The following is a 20,372-nucleotide window of genomic DNA, read 5'->3' on the forward strand; positions in this document are numbered from 1 at the left end:
TCGGTGTAACGGCCCGTCGCCGCCGGAGCATTCCCGCCCGGGTCGGTGACCGGCCCGGTGGCCCCTGCAAGGGTAGCCGCCCATGACCGGTACCCGGCGGGGTCGTCCCCGGCCGGGTCGAATCGTATGCGTGTTTCGGCGCGCACCGGGGATGTTAGCCGCCCCAGGTGTGCCGGAGGTGACGATGAGCGGTGACGCGCCGGTCGACGCCCGACGGCCCGGCGGGAAGACCTTCTTCGGTCACCCGCGGGCGCTGTCGACCCTGTTCCTCACCGAGATGTGGGAGCGGTTCAGCTTCTACGGCATGCGGGCCATCCTGGTGCTGTACCTGACCGCGGCGGTCGCCGAGGACGGCCTGGGCCTGCGCGAGTCCACCGCCAACGCCGTCTACGGCACCTACAACGCCATGGTGTACCTGATGGCGCTGCCCGGCGGGTGGGTCGCCGACCGGCTGATCGGCGCGCGCCGCAGCGTGCTGGCCGGCGGCGTGGTCATCGCCGCCGGGCACTACGTGATGGCGATCCCCACCCGGTGGAGCGTCTTCGCCGGCATGGCCCTGATCGTGCTCGGCACCGGCCTGCTCAAACCGAACATCTCGACCATGGTCGGCGACCTGTACGACCGCGACTCGCCGCGGCGCGACGCCGGCTTCTCCCTCTTCTACATGGGCATCAACCTGGGCGCGTTCATCGCCCCACTGGTCTGCGGCTTCCTCGGCGAGAAGATCAACTGGCACCTGGGCTTCGCCGCCGCCGCGGTCGGCATGACCTTCGGCGTGCTGCAGTACGTCCTCGGCCGGCGCCACCTCGGCGACGCCGGTGACCGCCCCGCCGACCCGCTGCTCGGCGCCGACCGCCGCCGCGCGCTGCGACGCATCGGCGTCGGCGCGCTGGCGCTGGCGCTGCTGCTCGCCGCGCTCGCCGTCGCCGGGCTGTTCACCGTCAACAGCGTGGTCAACCTGCTCACCGTCGCCACCGTCGTGATCACCATCGGCTACTTCGCCCGGATCCTCACCGACCGGGAGATCAGCGGCACCGAACGGCTGCGGATGAAGGCGTACCTGTGGCTGTTCGTCTTCGCCGCCTCGTTCTGGCTGATCTACGACCAGGCCGGCTCGGTGCTGAACATCTTCGCCGCCGACAACACCGACCGCGACGTGCTCGGCTTCACCTTTCCCGCCTCGTGGCTGCAGTCGGTCAACCCGATCCTGATCATCGTCGGGGCGCCGCTGGCCGCCTGGCTGTGGCTGCGCCTGGGCCACCGGGTCTCCACCCCGGTGAAGTTCGCCGTCGGCCTGGTCCTCAACGGCCTGTCGTTCGTGCTGATGGCCGCCGCCGCGCAGGCCGCCGTCGGCGGCGACCTGGTCTCCCCGTGGTGGCTGATCGCCGTGTACGCCATCCAGGTCGCCGGTGAGCTCTCGCTGAGCCCGGTCGGCCTGTCCGCCACCACCAAGCTCGCCCCGGTCAAGTACGCCAGCCAGATGATGGGCCTGTGGTTCCTCGCCACCGCCGTCGGCGACGCGATCGGCGGCCAGGTGGCCCGGCTGGCCGAGACCTGGCCCGAACCGACGTACTTCCTGACCTTCGGGCTGGCCTCGGTGGCGCTGGGCTTGGGCGCGGTGATGGCCGGCCGGCACGTCTCCCGGCTGATGGCCGGCATCCACTGAGCTGCCACCTGCGGGGGGAGGTGCGGCAGCGCCCGACGGCGATAGCATCCGCGGCATGGCCCCCACCACGAGCGTGCACCCCGGCGCCTGCCCACTGGACTGCCCGGACACCTGCGCCTGGCAGCTCACCGTCACCGACGGCCGGGCCGTGGCATTGCGCGGCGACCCCGGGCACCCGTTCACCCGGGGCGCGCTGTGCGGCAAGGTCAACCGCTACCTCGACGTGGTCAACGGCCCCGACCGGCTCACCACCCCGCTGGTGCGGGTCGGCCCGAAGGGCGTCGGCCCGGTGTCGTACCGGCCGGCGAGCTGGGACGAGGCGGTGGCCCGGGTCGCCGACGGGCTGCGCGCCGGCATCGACCGGCACGGCCCGGAATCGGTGCTGCCGTACTACTTCGCCGGCACCATGGGCCTGGTGCAGGGCTGGACGATGGGACCACGGCTCTTCGCCCACCTCGGGGCGTCCCGGCTGCGCACCACCATCTGCACCGCCGCCGCCCGGGCCGCCCTCGCCTCGATCTACGGCGGGTCCGTCGGCTTCGAACCGGAGTCGATCGTCGAGGCGAAGCTGATCGTGCTGTGGGGGGCGAACCTGCTCTCGACCAACCTGCACCACTGGCCGTTCGTGGCCGAGGCCCGCCGCCGCGGCGCGTACGTGGTGACCGTCGACCCGCTGCGCACCGACACCGCCGCCCGCAGCGACGAGCACGTCGCCCCGCTGCCCGGCACCGACGCCGCCCTCGCCCTCGGGCTGATGCGCCACATCCGCGACCTCGGCGCCGCCGACACCGAGTGGCTCGCCGCGCACACCACCGGCTGGGAGCGGCTGCGGGCCCGACTGGACGAGTGGCCGGTCGACCGGGCCGCCGCCGAGTGCGGCCTCGACGTCGACGTGCTGCGCCGCCTCGGCGAACGGATCGCCACCACCCGTCCCACCGCCATCCGGGTCGGGCTCGGCCTGCAACGGCACGCCGGCGCCGGGCAGGCGATCCGGGCGATCGCGGCCATCGCGCTGGTCACCGGCGACTTCCGCCACCCCGGCGGCGGCGCCCTGGTCACCACCAGCGGGCACCACCGCATCGACCCCGACCGGGTGGCCCGCCCCGCCGACATGCCCGCCCCGCCGGCCCGGTCGATCAACATGAGCCGGCTCGCCGCCGCGCTGACCGGCGAGGTCGACCCGCCGGTCAGCGCCCTGGTCGTCTTCGACGCCAACCCCGTCGCCACCGTCCCCGACCAGAACCGGCTCCGGCAGGGCCTGGGCCGCGCCGACCTGTTCACCGTGGTGCTGGAGCAGCGCTGGACCGACACCTGCGACTTCGCCGACGTGGTGCTGCCGGCCACCATGCAGCCCGAACACCTCGACCTGCACACCTCCTACGGCCACCACTACGCCACCCTCAACCTGCCGGCGACCGTCGCGCCGGGGCAGGCGCTGCCCAACACCGAGATCTTCCGGCGCATCGCCGCCGCCCTCGGCCTGGCGCACCCCCGGCTGCGCGACAGCGACACCGACCTGGTCCGGCAACTGCTCGACGGCAGCGGCGTCAGCTACGAGGAGCTGGAGCGGGCCACGTACGCGCGGGCCACCGGCGTCGAGGTCGGCACCGCCCCGTACGCCAAGGGCGGCTTCCCCACCCGCGACGGGCGGGCCCGGCTGTACGACCCGCAGCTCACCGCGCAGGGCGTCGACCCGCTCGTCGGCTACACCCCGCCCGCCGAGGCCGGCGACACCGACCTGGCCCGCCGGTTCCCGCTGGCGCTGATCTCCCCGGCCGGCCGGTACCTGATGAACTCGACGTTCGCGTCGCAGCCGTGGCACCTGCGGCGCAGCGGCCCGCCCCGCATCCACCTGCACCCCGACGACGCCGCCGCCCGGGGCCTGGCCGACGGCGACACCGCCCGGGTGCACAACGACCGCGGCGAGTTCCTCGCCACCGTCGCCGTCGACGACGCCACCCGACCCGGACTGGCGTTCACCTACAAGGCGTACTGGGCGCGGCTGAGCCCCGGCGGCAGCACCGTCAACGCGGTCACCGCCGTCCGCGACACCGACCTCGGTGGCGGGCCCACCTTCCACGACACCCGCGTCGAGGTGCGGGCCGTCCCGGCTCAGCCGGCCTGAGCCGGGGTACCGAGCCGGGCCAGCGCCGTCGCCAGGTCGCTGACCTGGTCGGCGAGCTGCGCGGCGCGACGCTGGGCGGCGTCGCGGTCGGCCTCGGCCGCGCGCAGGCGTACCTCCAGCTCGGCCAGGCGGGCCTGGACGGCGGCGGCGACCTGCCGCGACGCGGCCAGCTCCGCGGTGGCCGCGTCGCGCTGCCCGAGCGCGGCGGCCACCTCCTCCCGCGCCCGCGCCGACGTCGCGGCGGCCTCCTCGCGGCTGCGCTCGGCGCTCGCCCGCGCGGCGTCGCGGTCCCGCAGCGCCGCCTCGGCGTCGGCGCGGGCCTGCCGGGCCTGCCCGGCGTGCCGGTCGGCGTCCGCGCGTGCCGCCGCCGCGTCGGCGCCCGCCTGCTCGGCGCGGGCCAGGGCCTCGGCCGCGGCGGCGGTGGCCCGCTGCGCGTCGGCGTGGGCGGCGTCGCGGGCCACGCTCAGGTCGGCGGCGCGCTGCCGCTCGCTGTCCCGCTCCGCCCGCAGGCCGCGCAGCTCGTGGCGGGCGGCGTCGCGGTCCCGTTCGGCCTGTACCCGCAACGCCTCGGCGGCGCCGGCGGCACGGCGGGCGGCCTCGGCCGCGGTCTCGGCCCGCTGCGCGTGCTCCTCGGCGGCGGCGGCCCGGTCGTCGGCCTGCCGCGCCCGCGCCTCGGCGGCCTCCCGGTCGGCGACGGCGACCCGGGCCTCCTGCCGGGCGCGCGCCGCGTCGGCGCTCGCGGCCTCGGCGTCGGCGCGGGCCTCGTCGCGTTCGGTGTGCGCCTGGGCGATCTGCGCGGCGGTCTCGGCGCGGACCTGGGCGAGCTGCCGCTCGACCCCGACCGGGGACAGTTCGGCGTGCAGCGCCTCGGTCAGCGTCTCCACGATCTGGTCGAGCCGGTCCACCGCCTCCCAGGTCCGCGCGACCTGCCCGGGCAGGCCGGGGGCGTTGCGGTGGCGCATCCGCGAGTTGCGTGACGCCCGTTGGCAGGCGCCGTCGTTGTCCCGGCAGTACCGGAACGGCCGGCCCGCGCCGGCACGCTGCGGCACCTCCCGTCCACAGTGCGCGCAGGGGCGGGTCTCGGCGGGTGCGGGCTGGGCGTCCATCGAGGCGGAAGTCTAGTGCGCGGCGCCGACCGGCCGGTCCGCGGCGCGGGCCGCGCCGTCGAGGGTGTAGCGGCGTTGCAGCAGCACCGCCAGCAGCATCGCCGCGGCGGGCAGCAACCCGAAACCCCAGCGGATCGCGGCCAGCGCCGAGTCGGGCTGCACGACGCTCTGCCCGGCGGCGGACGCGACGAACCCACCGGCGGCCAGGCACAGCGCGTACGCCCACGGGCCCAGCGCCGCGCCGGTGGCCTCGGTCGCCGTCCACACCCCGGTGTAGGTGCCGGCGGCGCCGGTGCCGGCGCGGATCACGTCCGGCACCATCGCGAACGGCAGCAGTTGCATGCCGGCGAACGCGACGCCGAGCACCGCCACCGCGGCGACGAGCACCGCCAGCCCGGCCGGCCGTCCCACCGCGAGGACCAGCGAGCCGACGGCGAACGCGCCCTGCGCGACGAGCAGGGCGCGCTGCTTGCCGACCCGGCGGGCCACCGCCAGCCAGCCGGGGGTGACCAGCAGGGCCGGGGCGACGAACGCGGCCACCAGCACGGTGGTCAGCCCGGGACGGCCCAGTTCGTACTCGGCGTAGTAGGGCACCCCGGCCAGCACCAGGTGGGTGGTGGTCGACATCGCCAGGTAGGCGGCGACCAGCCAGCGGAACTGCCGGTCCCGCAGGGCCGCGCCCAGCGCCCGCCACCCACCGGTGTGCCCGGCGGTCGGCGCGGCGGCGGTGCGGCGCAGCCGGGCGATGCCGGCGACACCGACCAGCATGGCGGCGAGCATGCCGACGGCCAGCAGCATCCCCATCCGCTGGTAGCCGGCGCGGGTGGCGGTGTCCCCGCCGGCCAGCAGCGGTGCCAGCAGGCCGGAGACGAGGATGCCGAGGGTCAGCACCACCATCCGGAAGGCCATCAGCCGGGTCCGCTCGTGGTAGCCGATCCGCAGGTCGGCGGGGGTGGCCAGGTAGGGGACCTGGTAGGCGGCGAAGAGCAGGTTGCCGGCGACGAAGGCGAGGGCCACCCAGGCCGCCGCCGGGGCGCCGCTGAGCCCGCCGGGCACGGCGAACAGCGCGGCGAACGCGACCGGCAGCGCGCAGCCGAGCAGCAGCAGCCGCCGCCGGTCACCCCGGCGGGCCTGCTCGACGTCGCAGCGGTGCCCGATCCACGGGTGCAGCAGCACGTCGGCGACCTTGGGCAGCAGTAGCGCCAGACCGGCCAGCCACGGCGTGACCGCCAGCACGTCGGTGAGGAAGTAGAGCAGCAGCAGGCCGGGCACGGTGACCCAGACGCCCATGCCGAGCGAGCCGGCGGCGAAGCCGAGCAACGGCGCGCGGGGCAGCGCGGCCACCTGCTGGTCGGGCCCGCTCATCGCGGCCTCCTGTCCCGGGCGCGTCGCCCACCAATCCAACGGATGCTGGATTGTAGGGGCAGAATGGTCGCCATGACCATGCCCCGCCGCCGACCGGGCCGGCCCCGCCGCGACCAGAGCCGCGACACCCGCGAGGCGGTGCTCGCCGCCGCGACCACACTCTTCGCCCAGCGGGGCTTCGACGCCGTCGGACTGCGGGAGGTCGCCGCCGCCGCCGGCGTCGACGTGGCCACCGTCTCGCACCACACCGGCACGAAGGCGCAGCTCTACGACGCCTGCTTCGCCCGGGTCTTCGCCGCCGAACGCCAGGCCCTGGAGGCGGCGGCCGGCAACGCCCGGGCGGCGCTGGAGGCCGGGCCGGCTGCGGCACTGCGGGCCCTGCACGATCTGGTGGACGTGTTCGTGGACTTCCTGGAGGACCGGCCGGAGACCACCGCGCTGTGGCTGCGCCGCTGGCTGGAACCGCACCGGCACGCCGAGTTGGACCAGCGCTACGCCGCGCCGCTGTACCGCCTGGTCACCGAGTTGCTCACCGCCGCCGCGGCCAGTGGCGCGCTGGTCGAGCCGACCCCGCACGTGACGGTGCGCAGCCTGGTGTGGGCGGTGCACGCCCACGTGGTGGCCCTGGCCGCCTCGGACGGCTCGCCGGCGCGGGAGCGGCGGGAGTTCCGCGCCTTCGTGCACCGCCTCCTCGACGGGCTGTACGGCAGCAGCTCTTGACGCGCCGCCGCACCCCGGCCATTATCCGACAGTCGTTGGATTAGAGGGGAGTGGCGATGAGCGCGCAGCCGGTCGTGGCGGTCATCGGGGCGGGCGCCGCCGGGCTGGCCACCCTCAAGGCCCTCGCCGACGCCCGCGTGCCGGCGGTCTGCTTCGAGGCCGGCGACTGCGTCGGCGGGCTGTGGGTGTTCGGCGCGGCCGGGTCGCCGGCGTACCGCACGCTGCACCTGAACACCAGCAAGGCGCGCACCCAGTTCGCCGACCACCCGATGCCGGCGCACTGGCCCGACTACCCCGACCACACCCGCGTCGCCGGCTGGCTCGGCGACTACGCCGACCGCTTCGGCCTGCGCGAGGCGATCCGGCTGCGCCACGTCGTCGACCGGGTGGTCCCCGAGACCGGCGGCCGGTGGCAGGTGCACGCCGACACCCCCGACGGCCCGGTTCGCGTCACCGTCGACGCCGTCGTCGTCGCCAACGGGCACAACCGGGCGCCGAAGACCCCCGGGGTGCCCACCGGCACGGTGCGGCAGATGCACAGCCACGCCTACCGCGGCCCGGAGCAGCTCGCCGGCCGGCGGGTGCTCGTCGTCGGCGGCGGCAACTCGGCCATGGACATCGCCGTGGACGCCTCCCACGCCGCCGCCCGTACCCTGCTGTCGCTGCGCCGGGGCGTCTGGGTGGTGCCGAAGCACCTGCTCGGCCGCCCGTCGGACACCCTCAACGGGGCCCTGGCCCGCCGGCTGCCGTGGCGGCTGCGCCAGCGGATCAGCCAGCGGATGCTCGCCGCCACCGTCGGCCCACCGCAGCGCTACGGCCTGCCCGCCCCCAGCCACGGCTTCCTGCAGGACCATCCCACCCTCTCCGACGGGCTGCTGTCCCGACTCACCCACGGCGAGATCGAGGTCCGCCCCGGCGTCACCGGCTTCGACGGCGACACCGTCACCTTCGCCGACGGGCGCAGCGACGAGATCGACCTGGTGATCTGGTGCACCGGCTACCGGGTGGAGGTGCCGTTCCTCGACCCGGCGCTGCTCGGCGACGGCGCGGACACCCTGCCGCTGTACCGGCACGTCTTCCACCCCGACGTGCCCGGCCTGACGTTCGTCGGGCTGATGCAGTCCACCGGCGCCGCCTTCCCGCTGCTCGAGGCGCAGGCCCGGCTGGTCGCCGCGCACCTGGCCGGCACGTACGCGCTGCCCGACCCGGCGCGCCAGCACGCCGACATCCGCGCCGAACTGCGCGCCGCCGTCGACCGGTGGGGCGAGCGCCGGCCCGCCATGCGGGTCGACTTCGACGCGTACCTGGCGCTGCTGGGCCGGGAACTCACCGCCGGCGCCCGCCGCGCCGCCCGGGGCGAGGGCGTGCGCTTCCCCGGCGCGCCGGTGCGGCCGTGACCGGCCTGCGGGGCCGCCGGGTGCTCGTCACCGGCGCCCAGGGCACCTTCGGCCGGCACCTGTGCGCCGCGCTGCGCGCCGCCGGAGCCGAGGTCGTCGGCCTGGACAGGCACCCGGACACCACCGCCGCGGTGCTCGGCTGCGACCTGACCGACCCGGCCGCCGTGGCGCCGGCGGTACGCGCCGCCGTCGACCGGCTCGGCGGGCTGGATCTGCTGGTCAACAACGCCGGCGTCGGCGGGCCCGCCCCGGCGGAGCTGCCCCCGGACGAGGCGGTGCGGGCGCAGCTGGAGGTGAACCTGCTCGCCGCCTGGCGGACCACCGCCGCCGCCCTGCCCGACCTCGTCGCCGCCCGCGGGCGGGTGATCTTCGTGGCCAGCCGGATGGCCGTGCTGCCGCTGCCCCTCGCGGCGGCGTACGGGGTGAGCAAGCGGGCCCTCGTCGCGTACGCCGACGCGCTGCGCCTGGAGGTCGGCACCCACGTCGGGGTCAGCGTCGTCTACCCCAGCATGGTCGCCTCGCCGATCCACGACAGCACCGCCCGGGCCGGGCTGTCCCTGAGCGGGGTGTCCCGGCTGGAGCCGGTGCAGGGCGTGGTCGCGGCGATCCTGCGGGCGGCCACCGCCCGACGGGCGCCCCGCGACGTCGCCACCACCGGCCGGGGACGTCTGGAGATGGCCCTGGCCCGGCACGCGCCGGCGCTGGCCGACCGGCTCGTGCGGCGTACCGTCGCGGCGCGGATCGCCGCCGGTGACCTGGACGGCGCGTCGCTGGCGGCCGGCATGGTGCGCCGGCACCGCGACCCGGGCCGGTAGCGGGCTCACCCGCCGTCCGCCGCGTGCGCGACCCGCACCGGCACACCGGCGGACAGCCGCAGCGTCACCGTGTCGTACGGGGTGCGCACCTCGACGGTGCGGGTCAGCGCCGACACCAGCCACGCCGTGACCCGCCCCGGCTGCCAGGACAGCTCCCGCACGGTGATCCGCCCCGGCAGGGTCACCCCGCGCAGCGTGCCGCGCTCCAGCCCCGGCGGCAGCGCCGGCAGCAGCCGCACCACCTCCGCCCGGGCCTGCGCCAACGACTCGATCAGCACCGCCGGCAGGGCGTGCGCGGCGTCGGCGTTGTAGGTGACCAGCCCCGGGTTGTGCGCGCTCATCAACGACCGGAAGAACATGTCGTTGCCGAGGATCTTGCACAGGTTCACCCCGACCAGGGCGCCGTCGCCGAGCCGGGCGGCGGCCAGGGCCCGGTGCAGGCTGCCGTGCGCGGACAGGTTCTCGTCGCCGCGCAGGGTGAGCGCCCGGTGGGCGGCGGCGGCCAGCTCGGGACTGTCGTCGGGGTCGATCTCGCCCAGCGGCCACACCGGGTAGAGGTGGCTGACGTGCCGGTGCTCCTCGTCGCCCGGCAGGCCCGGCCAGGCCCACTCCGCCAGGGCCCCCCGCTCGTCGATGCGGTACGCCGGCAGCCGGCCGCGCAGCTCGTCCCACCGGCGTGAACCGGTCACCTCGGCGGCGACCCGCAGGGCGTGCCGGGCGGCGGCGACGTCCATCGTGGCGTTGACCGCCACCGGCGCGCACCGCCCGTCGGCGTCCGGCGGACCCGTCTCCGGCGAGTACGACGGCACGACGACCACCGTGCCGTCCTCGTCGGTGACGGTGAGGACGTCGAGGAAGAAGTCGGCCGCCTCGGCCAGCCAACCGGCCACCTCGCCCAGCGGCTCCCCGGTCACCAGGTGGTGCTCGTACAGCGGGAACAGCAGCCAGTCCGCGCCGGCCAGCCACGCCGTGAACGGCCAGTCGGGGTGCACGTGGAACAGGTGCCCGTGCTCGCCGTCGGTGCGGCTGGGCGCGAGCAGCCCTCGCGCCCCGTACACGGCACGGGCGTTGCGTCGCCAGTCGTCGACCTGGCCGGCCACCAGCCGGGCGTGCGCGGCGGTGACCTCCGGCAACGCGCCCAGGTTCGCCCCGGCCAGTTGCAAATTGACGTTGGCGTCGGTGGTGAAGTCACCCGCCCACGCGGCGTCCCACGAGCCGAGCCACAACCCGGTCAGCCGGGGCGGCAGCTCCCCGCCGGCGCTGAGCAGCAAATACCGGCCGGCGTGGAAGAGCCGCTCCACCAGCGCCGGCTGCGGCGTGTGCGGGGTGGCCCGCTGCCGGTCCAGCAGCTCACCGACCGGCAGCTCCCGCTGCGCCGCCGGCACCCCCAGGTCCAGGCTCACCCGCCGGTACGGCTCCGCGTGCCGGGGCAGGTGCCGGGCCAGCAGGGTGTCGTAGTCGCCGTCGACGGCGGCCAGCCGGTCCGCCAGCTCCCCGGTGCGCCAGCGTGGCTCGTCCACCCGGTCGAGCACCGTGGTCAGCAGCGCCGGCCCGCGTACCGCCACCCGGTCGCCGTCGAGCGTGACGTCGCCGCGCAACAGGGTCAGCCCCTCGAAGCCGTACGCGCCGCCGACCGGCGGGTAGCGTCCCCGCACCCGCAGCAGGACCAGCTCACCGCGGTGGTACGCGGTGCAGGCGTAACGCACGTCGGCGGGGCGGCCGGGCAGCTCACCGGTGACCCCGACCACGCAGTCGCCCATGTCCAGCTCGGTGACGATCATCGCGTCGGCGCGGGAGACGAACGAGCGCCGTCGCCCGCCCGCCCACCGCACGACGACCTGCCCGGTGTCGAACTCGGTCCAGCGCCGGTAGTCGGCCACCGGGCCCGGATCCACCGCGTCGACGGTCAGCGCGAAGCCGGGGTGGTACGACTGCGTCCACTCCAGCTCCCGGCCGCCGGTGAGCAGCCGGGCCGCCTCCGTACGCCGGCCGGCGAGCACCAGCTCCCGGATGCGGGGCAGCTGCCCGGCCAGCTCGGGCGGGCGCGCGTCGCGGGTGCCGTTGGGCAGCACGAACCGGTGGTGGTTGACGATGACGCGTTCGGCGTGCGGGTCGCCGCACACCATGATCCCGTACTCACCGTTGCCGGCGAGGAAGGCGTCCTCCCAGCTCGCGGCGGGTGCGCAGGCCCAGATGCGGTGGGCCGACGCGGGCAGGCTGTCCGTCATCGACGGTCCCTCCCGGAGGGTCAGTGGCCGTCGACGGCGTGCACCGCCGGGGCGGCGGCGGTGCTGTCGCGCACGGTCAGCCGCGGTGCCAGCAGCGTCGCCTCCGGCACCTGCTCGTCGCGCAGCTTGCTCATCAGCAGCGTCACCGCCTGCCGGCCGACCTCCTCGGCGGGCACCGGCACGCTGGTGAGCATCGGGGCGCTCTGCTCGGCGAACTGGTCCGGGCAGATGGCCACCACCGACATGTCGCGCGGCACCTGCCGGCCCAGCGTCGGCAGGGTGGCCAGCACCGGCCCGACCGCCGCCTCGTTCTGCACCACCAGCGCGGAGATGTCCGGATGCTCGGCCAGCAGCGCGGTCAGGGTCCGCCGTACGTCGGCCGCGCCCTCCTCGCAGGGCAGGGCCACCACCTGCACGCCGTGGCGCGCGGCGGCCTCCGACACTCCGGAGCGGGTGCGGTGCGCGAAGCCGGTGCCGCGCTCGTACACCGCCGCGGGCGCGCCCAGCAGGGCGACGCGCCGGTGGCCCAGCCCGGCCAGGTGCGCCACGCACGCCGCCCCGGCCTCGTGGAAGTCCAGGTCCACACAGGTCAGCCCGGTGGCCTCGGCGGGGAAGCCGATCAGCACGCTGGGCAGGGCCAGGTCCCGCAGCAGTGGCACCCGCGCGTCGTCGAGTTCCACGTCCATCAGCAGCACCCCGTCGACCAGGGCGCTGGCGGCGATGCGGCGCAGCCCGGCCGGGCCCTCGTCGGAGGTGACCAGCAGCACGTCGTGGTCGTGGCGGCGGGCGGTGGTGACCACCGCCGTGGCGAACTGCATCACCACCGGCACCTGCATGCCCGAGCGCAGCGGCAGCACCAGCGCGATCACGTTGGCCCGGCGGCTGGCCAGGGCGCGCGCCCCGGCGTTGGGGTGGTAGCCGAGCAGCCGGATGCTGGCCAGCACCCGGGCCCGGGTCACCTCGGAGATGGCCCGCTTGCCGCTGAGCACGTACGACACGGTGCTCGCCGCCACCCCGGCGTGCCGGGCGACGTCGGCGATGGTGACCTGCCCGGGCGACGGGCGCCCCGGTGAGCCGGTCACGGTCGCCGTCCCGCGACCGCCGGCGCGCGGCGCCGGTCGGCGGGTTCCCCGCCGCGCACGGTCAGCGCGCCGAGCAGCCGCACGTCGCGGGCGGAGCGGCCGACCATCAGGGTGTGCGTGGCGTCCTCCACCACGTACCCGCCCCGGGTCTCGTCCCACCAGCGCAGCTCGTCGGTGCGCAGCCGCAGGGTGACCGTGCGCCGCTCGCCGGGGGCGAGGCCGATCCGGGCGAAGTCGCGCAACTGCCGCAGCGGTTGCTTGACCCGGGAGCGGCGTTGCCGGGTGTAGAGCTGCACGACCTCCTCGCCGGCGCGCTCGCCGGTGTTGGTGACCTCGCAGCGCACCTCGACCTCCTCGCCGGCGGTCACCGCCGTCGCGCTCAACCGGAGGCCAGCGTAGTCGAAGCGGGTGTAGCCGAGCCCGTGCCCGAACGGGTACAGCGGGTCACCCCGGTGGTACAGGTAGGTGGCGTCAGCGCCGATGACGTCGTAGTCGAGCAGGTCGGGCAGTTCGGCCGCGTCGGCGTACCAGGTCTGGGTGAGCCGGCCGCCCGGTTCGGCCTCGCCGAGCAGGACCGCCGCCAGCGCCGCGCCGTGCTCCTGCCCGCCGTGCGCCGACCACAGCACCGCCGGCAGGCCCTCCTGTACGGCGCCGATCGCGTACGGGTAGCTGCTGGTCACCACCAGCACGGTGCGCGGGTTCGCGGCGTGCACGGCGCGCGCCAGCGCCTCCTGGGCGGCCGGCAGGGCCAGGTCGCGGCGGTCCTCGGTCTCGCGTCCGTTGACCATCGGGTGGTTGCCCAGCATCACCACCGCCACGTCCACGGCGGCCGCCAGCGCGGCGGCCTCGGCGCAGCCGTCGGCGAGGAGTTCGACGGTGAACGCGGTGGCGGCCTGCGGGTCGGGCGCGTCGGCGCGCAGCCGGCCGTCGGCGTCGACGGTGACGTACCGGTCGGTGGCCAGGTGGTGCAGCCACGTCGTGCCGTGCGGTCCGGGCCGGAAGCGGAAGGTCTCCCGGACCACCCAGCCACCCGGGCCGGGCCGGTCGTTGGCGAGCACGCCGTCGTCGTCGGCGCCGACGTGTCGGCCGTTGCCGGCCGCCCGCAGGGCCAGGATGTCGCCGCCCCAGTCGAACACGTCGAACCCGGTGGCCTCGGTGTGCAGGGTGAGCGGGCCGCCCTCGGGAGTGTCCGGGCAACGCACGTAGCGGTCGCCGAGTCGCAGCGCGATCCGGTCGGCGCCGTCGTGGGTGCTGACCTCGGGCAGCCGTCCGGCCAGCCCCTGGTACGCGCTGACCGCGTACGGCAGGGTGCCGCTGTACCAGTCCTCGTACACGGTGTCGGCCAGCGGCCCGAGCACCGCGACGCGCAGTCGCGGGGTGGGGGTCAGGGGCAGCAGCCCGTCGTTGCGCAGCAGCACGATCGACTGGCGGGCGGCCTCGCGGGCCAGTTCCCGGTGCGCCGGGCAGTCGAGCACGTCGGGGGAGACGCCGGCGAACGGGTCCTGGTGCGGCGGGTCGAGGTCGCCCAGGCGGATCCGGACGCTGAGGATCCGCCGGACGGCGCGGTCCACGTCGGACTCGGTGAGCAGGCCCCGGCGCAGCGCCTCGGTGAGCCGTGCGACGGTGGGCACCGGGTCGGCGTCGTCCTCGGTGACGTTGTCGATGCCGGCGCGCAGTGCGGCGGCGAAGCCCTCGACGTGGTCGGGCAGGTACTCCTGCACCCCGGCGATGTTGCCGACCGCCCCGGCGTCGCCGACCACCATCACCTCGTCGTCGGCCCAGCCGCGCAGTTCCCCTTCGATCAGCGGGCTCAGGTGCGCCGGCACCCCGTCGACCAGGTTGTACGAGGCCATCACGGCCACCGCCGCGCCGGCCTCCAGCGGGGCCCGGTACGCCGGCAGCTCGTACTCGCGCAGCACCCGTGGTGGCAGGTCGCTGGAGGTGGTGGCCCGGTCGGTCTCGTTGTTGTAGCCGAGGAAGTGCTTGACGGTGGGCGCGGTGCGCAGCCGCTCGGGGTGGTCGCCGCGCAGCCCCCGGGCGTACGCGGTGGCGAGCCGGCCGGTCAGCCACGGGTCCTCCGACCAGCCCTCCTCGTTGCGTCCCCACCGGGGGTCGCGCAGCGGGTTGACCACCGGCGCCCACACGTTCAGCCCGACCCGCTGCGGGTCGGCCTGGTGCTTGACGCGCACCTCGTCGCCGACGGCCGCGCCGACCGCCCGGACCAGCTCGGGGTTCCAGCTGCTGGCCAGCCCGAGCGCCTGCGGGAAGACGGTGGCCTCGCCGAGCCAGGCCACCCCGTGCAGCGCCTCGGTGCCGGTGCGGAACGCGGGCAGGCCGAGGCGGGGGACGGGGGCCTGCCACTGGTGCAGCAGGCCGATCTTCTCCGGCAGGGTGAGCCGGGCCAGCAGGTCGTCGATCCGGGCTCGGGAGGACGGGGCGGGGCTGTCGGTCATGGTGGTCGTACCTTCCGTGGGCTGGCCCCGGTACGGCGCGACGATCGTCGGGTCGAAGCGCTTCGACGATCGTCGTGGGAGCACGCCGCATCGCGGTGGAGGGGTGGTGGCGGTCGTCGGCCCGGAAGCGGCGAAGCGCTTCGACGACTGCGGGAAACATGCCGCCCCGAGGTGCCCGAACGACGAGGCGGCCGTTCGAGGTTGGCACCACGGGACCGGTCCGGTCAAGAGGCCGCCGCGTCGCCGCCGGGCGGGCGGGGGCGACGACCGTCGCGAAGGGATGGCCCGGATCAGGGCACGGGCAGGCGTCCCGCCTCGACGGAGGCCAGCGCGGCGGTGGCCCCGCCCAGCGCGGTGGCGGTCGGCCCGAGCGTGCTGGCGTCGAGGTGGCAGCCGCCGGCCTCGGGGGCGAGCGTACGCGCGGCCAGCTCGTCCCGGGCGGCCGGCAGCAGCCAGGGCCCCAGGGTCGCGAGGTGCCCGCCCACCACCACCGCCTCCGGGTTGAGCAGGTTGGCCAGTACGGAGACGCCGTGCCCGAGGTGCCGGCCGATCTCGGCCAGTCCGGCGAGGACGGTCGGGTCCTCCTGTCGGGCCAGGGTCAGCACGCGCTCCAGCTCCGGCAGGAAGTCGCGTACCGGGCCGTCGTCCTCGGCGTCGGGCAGCAGGCGGTGGATCACCGCGGGCAGGCTGGTCAGCGCCGCGAGGCAGCCGTGTCGCCCGCAGCCGCAGCGCGGTCCGTCCGGATCCAGCGGCACGTGGCCGATCTCGCCGGCGAAGCCCCGGTGCCCGCGCAGCAGCCGCCCCCCGGTGAGCACCCCGGCGCCGAGCGCGACGCCGCCGGTGAGGTGGACCAGGTCGGCCGTGCCGGCGTACGCGCCGTGGCGCTGTTCGGCCAGGACGGCGAGGTTGGCGTCGGTGTCGACGGCCACGGTGAAGTCCGGGTCGCGCAGCGCGGTGCGCAGCTCGCCGGTGAACGCGACGTCGTGCCAGCCCAGCGCGGCCGACAGCGGCACCGCTCCGGTGGTGTCGACCAGGCCGGGCACGCCGACGGTGAGGCCGAGCACGGTGCGCCCCTGCCCGGTGATCCGGCCGACCGCCCGGCGGGCCAGGCCGGCCAGCGCGCGGATCGTCTCGGCGGGGGAGGCCGACGGGGCGGCGAAGGCCCGTCGCCAGGTCAGCAGCCGGTTGCCGCCGAGGTCGACGGCGACCACCACCAGCTCGTCGGCGCCGATCTCCATGCCCAGCGCGGCGTACGGCTCGCCGTCGAGGACGAGCATGGTGGCGGGCCGGCCGACCCGGTTCTCGGTCAGCCCGGTCTCGCGCAGCAGCCGGCGGTCGATCAGCTCGGTCACCAGGCTGGAGACGGTGGCCTTGTTGAGGCCGGTGTGCGCGGCGATGTCGGCGCGTGAGCAGGGCGCGTGCCGGCGCACATGCCGCAGGACCACCGCCCGGTTGGTCACCCGGACGTCGCCGAGGTCGCTCGGCTGCGGTTCGGTGTGGATGCTGATCACGATCTGCCCGCTTCCTGCGCCGCCGGTGCGCGGTCCCCGAGGTGCCGCGCGTCCATCATCGCGCATCGCCGCGTCCGGGCCTGTCCACCCGGTCGCGGCGTGGCCACCGCTGTCTTGTGGGACGGATCACCGTCGATTAGTTTGTTCGGCTAGAACCCCAACTAACTCTAGCCGAGCCTCCGACGCTCGGAAACCCGACACGACGAAGGGAGTGCGCCGTGAAGCCGTCCCTGCCGGGCGCATCCACCGACCGCCGGACCCTGCTGCGGATGATCGGACTCGGCGCCGCCGCCACCGTGGGCGGTTCCACTCTCGCCGGTTGCAGCAAGGAGGCGGGCAGCAAGGGCACCGCCACCAAGGGCGACGCCATCCGCGAGGTCCTGCCGACGTACCAGCCGGCCGAACTGCTCAAGGCCGACCTGCCCGGCGAGGGACCCATCCCCGAGGGCTACCTGAGCTACCCGCGGCAACTCGTCGACGCGGTCACCGAGCAGCCCGGCAAGGGCGGCGGGCCGATCCGCACCATGAGCCCCTGGTGGGGGCCGACCCCGCCGACGCTGGGCAGCAACTCCTACCTCGCGGCGGTCAACACCAAGCTCGGTGTGGAGATCAACCCCAGCCTGCAGGACGGCACCACGTACGCCGACAAGCTCAACGCGATGCTCGGCGCCCGCGACGTGCCCGACCTGCTCATGGTCCCCAACTGGGAGGTCGACAAGGTCGCCCGGTTCTCCGACGCGGTCAAGGCGCTCTTCGCCGACCTCACCGACCACCTCAGGGGCGACGCCGCCGCGAAGTACCCCTACCTCGCCGCGCTGCCCACCGGCGCCTGGGAGTACTCGGTCTGGGGCGGCCGGCTCGCCGCGGTGCCCTATCCCACCGACGGGCCGTTCGCCTGGGCCCTGTTCCACCGCAGGGACCTGCTCGACAAGGCCGGCCTGGCCGCCCCCACCTCGCCCGAGCAGCTTTACGAACTGGGGAAGGAGGTCACCGACCCGGCCAAGGGCGTCTGGGCCTTCGGCAGCGTCTTCGACATGGTCCAGCAGTTCTACGGCTGCCAGCAGACCTGGCGCAAGAAGCCCGACGGCGGCCTGGAGCACAAGTTCGAGAACCCGGCCTTCACCGCCGCCCTGGAGTTCACCGCGAAGCTGTTCGCCGACGGCCTGGTGCACCCCGACACGGTGGCCAGCAAGGGCGCCGACGAGAAGCAGCTGTTCAAGGCCGGCAAGATCCTGATGTTCCAGGACGGGCTCGGTGCCTGGCAGGGGCTGCAGGGCGAGCAGTCCAAGGTGCTGCCCGGCTTCGACATGCAGCCGCTGCCGGTGTTCGGGGTCAACGGCGCCCAGCCGGTCGTCTGGGGCAGCGAGAAGCCGGTCTTCTTCACCTTCGTCAGGAAGGGCGCCGACGCGCAGCGGGTCGACGAGCTGCTGCGGGTGCTCAACTGGTGTGCCGCCCCGTTCGGCAGCCGGGAGTTCGAGCTGCGCGAGTACGGCGCGCAGGGGCGGCACTTCGCCCGTGGCGCCGACGGCAGCCCGGTCCCCACCGACCTGGGCCGCAAGGAGCTGGGCGGGCAGTACAACTTCTGCCGCCCGGCGGTGAAGATCGCCAGCGCCGACACCCCGAACTACGTCCAGGACTACCTGGGCTACTACCGCAAGAACATCGCCCTGATGGAGAAGGACCTCTTCGCCGGGATCAAGCTGGAGCTGCCGGCCAACTGGTCGAAGGTCCTGCAACCGACCGACGACAAGATCCGCGACATCCTGCGGGGCCGCCGCCCGGTCAGCGACCTCGCCCAGGTGACGAAGGAGTTCCTCGCCTCCGGCGGCGAGGAGGGGCGCGCGTTCTTCGCGAAGGCGCTCGCCGACAACGGCCGATGAGCGCCCCGGGCGCCCCCGGCGCGCTCGACGTGCCGGAGGCGGCCGGCCAGGCGCCCCCGGCCGGGCGCGGCCTCCGTCCGGCCGGGCGCCGCAGGCCCCGGCGGCAGAGCCTGCGCTCGCGGCTGCGCCGGGACTGGCCGCTGCTGGCGATGACCGCGCCGGCCGCCGCGTTGCTGCTGGTCTTCCACTACCTGCCGACGCTCGGCAACGTCATCGCCTTCCAGGACTACAACCCGTTCGTCGGCGACGGCCCGCTCGAGGCGTTCCTCTACAGCGAGTGGATCGGCTTCGGCAACTTCGAGGCGCTCTTCTCCGACCCGCTGTTCTGGGACGCGGTACGCAACACCCTCACCATCACCGCGTTCCAACTGGTCTTCTTCTTCCCGCTGCCGATCGCGCTGGCGATCCTGCTCAACAGCGTGGTCTCCGGGCGGGTGCGCGGCTTCGTGCAGAGCGTCGTCTACCTGCCGCACTTCTTCAGCTGGGTGCTGGTGGTCACCTTCTTCGTGCAGATGCTCGGCGGAGCGGGCCTGCTGGCCCAGGAGATGCGCGAGGCCGGCCTGCAACCGTGGAACGTGATGACCAACCCGGACACCTTCATCGTGCTGGTCACCGCCGAGGCGGTGTGGAAGGACCTCGGCTGGGGCGCGATCGTCTTCCTGGCCGCGCTGGCCGCGATCGACCAGAACCTGTACGAGGCGGCGGCCGCCGACGGCGCCGGGCGGTGGCGGCGACTGTGGCACATCACGCTGCCCGGCCTGCGGCCGGTGATCGTCCTGCTGCTGATCATGCGGCTGGGCGACGCGCTGTCGGTCGGCTTCGAGCAGTTCATCCTCCAGCGCGAGGCGGTCGGGCGGGACGCGGCCGAGGTGCTCGACACCTTCGTCTACTACCAGGCCATCGCCACCCAGCAGTGGGGCCTGGGTGCGGCGGCCGGCCTGTTCAAGGCGGTGGTGGGTCTGATCCTCATCGTCGCCGCCAACAAGGTGGCGCACCGACTCGGCGAGCAGGGGGTGTACTCCCGGTCATGACCGTGAACCGCACAGACACCGCGACCGCGCGGCCACCACGGCGGCGCACCGGGCGGGCACCCTGGGAGGAGCCGCCCACGCCGCTGGGGCTGCTCGGCAAGGGCGTCGTGCTCGGCCTGCTCGTGGCGGCCGTGCTGGTGCCCCTGTGGGCGGTGCTGGTGACCAGCCTCGCCTCGCGGGAGACCATCGACGCGGCCGGCGGGATGGTGATGCTGCCCCGCGAGATCGACCCGTCGGCGTACGTCACCATCTTCAACGGCGGGCAGATCACCCGGGCGGTCGGGATCAGCACGCTGGTCACGGTGCTCGGCACCACGGTGAGCCTGGTGCTGACCGTGCTGGCCGCGTACGGGTTGTCCCGGCCGGGCTCGGTGGGCCACCGGGGGCTGCTCTTCTTCTTCCTGCTGACCTTCCTGATCTTCCCCGGCCTGGTGCCCAGCTACCTGGTGGTGACCGGGCTGGGGCTCAAGGACAGCATCTGGTCGCTGATCCTGCCCAGCGCGATCAGCGTGTTCAACCTGGTGGTCATCCGGGCGTTCTTCATGAACGTCCCCGGTGAGCTGCTCGACAGCGCCCGCATCGACGGCGCCGGCGAGTGGCGCATCCTCACCCGGATCATGCTGCCGCTGTCGAAGGCGGTGATCGCGGTGGTCGGCCTGTTCTACGCGGTCGGCTACTGGAACGCCTACTTCAACTCGGTGCTCTACATCGACGACAACGACAAGTTCCCGATCCAGCGGGTGTTGCAGAGCTACATCCTGGCCGGGCAGTCGCCGAACGTCTCGGGGGCCTCGGTCAGCCTGCCCGGGGTCACCGCGTACCCGCCGACGTTGGCCGTGAAGATGGCCGTGGTGGTGGTGACCGTCGTCCCGGCGCTGATCGTGTACCCGTTCGTGCAGCGGCACTTCACCAAGGGTGTGATCACCGGAGCGGTGAAGGGCTGAGCGGGCGCGCCGCGGCGCCCGACCCGGTGACCGGGTCGGGCGCCGTCGG

At 75.1% G+C, this 20,372-nt stretch carries 14 protein-coding genes; 8 read left to right on the plus strand and 6 right to left on the minus strand.

Annotated elements, in window-relative coordinates:
• Positions 1-184: 184 nt before the first annotated feature.
• Both GA0070614_RS00750 and GA0070614_RS00755 read left to right on the plus strand, forming a co-directional pair.
• The gene (locus GA0070614_RS00750) at positions 185-1,666 is read left to right on the plus strand and encodes a peptide MFS transporter (RefSeq protein ID WP_088979113.1); all 1,482 of its coding nucleotides are present in this window, start codon (positions 185-187) and stop codon (positions 1,664-1,666) included.
• 55 nt (positions 1,667-1,721) lie between these two features.
• Positions 1,722-3,791: a molybdopterin-containing oxidoreductase family protein gene (locus GA0070614_RS00755; RefSeq protein WP_088974169.1), complete on the plus strand. Its 2,070-nt coding sequence runs from the start codon at positions 1,722-1,724 to the stop codon at positions 3,789-3,791.
• On the opposite strand, the gene GA0070614_RS00760 is transcribed toward GA0070614_RS00755, so the two are convergent.
• Positions 3,779-4,897 carry a coiled-coil domain-containing protein gene (locus GA0070614_RS00760; RefSeq protein ID WP_088974170.1) on the minus strand — a complete coding sequence of 373 codons (1,119 nt, stop codon included), beginning with the start codon at positions 4,895-4,897 and terminating at the stop codon, positions 3,779-3,781. The two genes, GA0070614_RS00755 and GA0070614_RS00760, sit on opposite strands and share 13 nt — an antisense overlap.
• A 12-nt stretch (positions 4,898-4,909) precedes the next feature.
• Positions 4,910-6,262 carry an MFS transporter gene (locus tag GA0070614_RS00765; RefSeq protein ID WP_088974171.1) on the minus strand — a complete coding sequence of 451 codons (1,353 nt, stop codon included), beginning with the start codon at positions 6,260-6,262 and terminating at the stop codon, positions 4,910-4,912.
• A gap of 78 nt (positions 6,263-6,340) precedes the next feature.
• Between GA0070614_RS00765 and GA0070614_RS00770 the strand changes: the two genes are divergently transcribed.
• Genes GA0070614_RS00770 through GA0070614_RS00780 form a run of 3 tightly spaced genes read left to right on the plus strand, consistent with a single transcriptional unit; the run spans position 6,341 to position 9,194 of the window.
• The gene (locus GA0070614_RS00770) at positions 6,341-6,982 is read left to right on the plus strand and encodes a TetR/AcrR family transcriptional regulator (RefSeq protein ID WP_088979114.1); all 642 of its coding nucleotides are present in this window, start codon (positions 6,341-6,343) and stop codon (positions 6,980-6,982) included.
• Between the two features lie 56 nt (positions 6,983-7,038).
• On the plus strand, positions 7,039-8,379 hold the full coding sequence (locus GA0070614_RS00775) for a flavin-containing monooxygenase (protein ID WP_088974172.1): 1,341 nt from the start codon (positions 7,039-7,041) through the stop codon (positions 8,377-8,379).
• Positions 8,376-9,194: an SDR family NAD(P)-dependent oxidoreductase gene (locus GA0070614_RS00780; protein WP_088974173.1), complete on the plus strand. Its 819-nt coding sequence runs from the start codon at positions 8,376-8,378 to the stop codon at positions 9,192-9,194. The genes GA0070614_RS00775 and GA0070614_RS00780 overlap by 4 nt, the downstream gene beginning before the upstream one ends.
• A 5-nt stretch (positions 9,195-9,199) precedes the next feature.
• Here GA0070614_RS00780 and GA0070614_RS00785 read toward each other — a convergent pair whose 3' ends face one another.
• From GA0070614_RS00785 to GA0070614_RS00800, 4 genes are all read right to left on the minus strand, one after another.
• Positions 9,200-11,422: a glycosyl hydrolase family 95 catalytic domain-containing protein gene (locus tag GA0070614_RS00785; protein ID WP_088974174.1), complete on the minus strand. Its 2,223-nt coding sequence runs from the start codon at positions 11,420-11,422 to the stop codon at positions 9,200-9,202.
• A gap of 20 nt (positions 11,423-11,442) precedes the next feature.
• Positions 11,443-12,504 carry a LacI family DNA-binding transcriptional regulator gene (locus GA0070614_RS00790; RefSeq protein WP_088974175.1) on the minus strand — a complete coding sequence of 354 codons (1,062 nt, stop codon included), beginning with the start codon at positions 12,502-12,504 and terminating at the stop codon, positions 11,443-11,445.
• Complete coding sequence (locus GA0070614_RS00795) at positions 12,501-14,957, minus strand: glycoside hydrolase family 3 C-terminal domain-containing protein (protein WP_088979115.1); 2,457 nt, start codon at positions 14,955-14,957, stop codon at positions 12,501-12,503. The genes GA0070614_RS00790 and GA0070614_RS00795 overlap by 4 nt, the downstream gene beginning before the upstream one ends.
• Before the next feature lie 290 nt (positions 14,958-15,247).
• Positions 15,248-16,468 (minus strand): ROK family transcriptional regulator, encoded by a 1,221-nt coding sequence (locus GA0070614_RS00800; protein WP_231933459.1) that lies wholly within the window; start codon positions 16,466-16,468, stop codon positions 15,248-15,250.
• Positions 16,469-16,686: 218 nt separating this feature from the next.
• On the opposite strand from GA0070614_RS00800, the gene GA0070614_RS00805 reads away from it, so the two are divergent.
• Genes GA0070614_RS00805 through GA0070614_RS00815 form a run of 3 tightly spaced genes read left to right on the plus strand, consistent with a single transcriptional unit; the run spans position 16,687 to position 20,323 of the window.
• Positions 16,687-18,348, plus strand: a complete 1,662-nt coding sequence (locus tag GA0070614_RS00805) for an extracellular solute-binding protein (RefSeq protein ID WP_088974177.1) — start codon at positions 16,687-16,689, stop codon at positions 18,346-18,348.
• Positions 18,345-19,379 (plus strand): ABC transporter permease, encoded by a 1,035-nt coding sequence (locus GA0070614_RS00810; protein ID WP_088974178.1) that lies wholly within the window; start codon positions 18,345-18,347, stop codon positions 19,377-19,379. Before GA0070614_RS00805 ends, GA0070614_RS00810 begins: the two co-directional genes overlap by 4 nt.
• On the plus strand, positions 19,376-20,323 hold the full coding sequence (locus tag GA0070614_RS00815; RefSeq protein ID WP_088974179.1) for a carbohydrate ABC transporter permease: 948 nt from the start codon (positions 19,376-19,378) through the stop codon (positions 20,321-20,323). Before GA0070614_RS00810 ends, GA0070614_RS00815 begins: the two co-directional genes overlap by 4 nt.
• Positions 20,324-20,372: the final 49 nt, after the last annotated feature.

The sequence above is a fragment of the Micromonospora coxensis genome (assembly GCF_900090295.1).
Taxonomy (GTDB): domain Bacteria; phylum Actinomycetota; class Actinomycetes; order Mycobacteriales; family Micromonosporaceae; genus Micromonospora; species Micromonospora coxensis.

Bases quoted from the DNA above. Each gene is read 5' to 3' on its own strand.
- GA0070614_RS00750 (WP_088979113.1), top strand. From the start codon at position 185: ATGAGCGGTGACGCGCCGGTCGACGCCCGACGGCCCGGCGGGAAGACC.
- GA0070614_RS00755 (WP_088974169.1), top strand. From the start codon at position 1,722: ATGGCCCCCACCACGAGCGTGCACCCCGGCGCCTGCCCACTGGACTGC.
- GA0070614_RS00760 (WP_088974170.1), bottom strand. From the start codon at position 4,897: ATGGACGCCCAGCCCGCACCCGCCGAGACCCGCCCCTGCGCGCACTGT.
- GA0070614_RS00765 (WP_088974171.1), bottom strand. From the start codon at position 6,262: ATGAGCGGGCCCGACCAGCAGGTGGCCGCGCTGCCCCGCGCGCCGTTG.
- GA0070614_RS00770 (WP_088979114.1), top strand. From the start codon at position 6,341: ATGCCCCGCCGCCGACCGGGCCGGCCCCGCCGCGACCAGAGCCGCGAC.
- GA0070614_RS00775 (WP_088974172.1), top strand. From the start codon at position 7,039: ATGAGCGCGCAGCCGGTCGTGGCGGTCATCGGGGCGGGCGCCGCCGGG.
- GA0070614_RS00785 (WP_088974174.1), bottom strand. From the start codon at position 11,422: ATGACGGACAGCCTGCCCGCGTCGGCCCACCGCATCTGGGCCTGCGCA.
- GA0070614_RS00795 (WP_088979115.1), bottom strand. From the start codon at position 14,957: ATGACCGACAGCCCCGCCCCGTCCTCCCGAGCCCGGATCGACGACCTG.
- GA0070614_RS00810 (WP_088974178.1), top strand. From the start codon at position 18,345: ATGAGCGCCCCGGGCGCCCCCGGCGCGCTCGACGTGCCGGAGGCGGCC.
- GA0070614_RS00815 (WP_088974179.1), top strand. From the start codon at position 19,376: ATGACCGTGAACCGCACAGACACCGCGACCGCGCGGCCACCACGGCGG.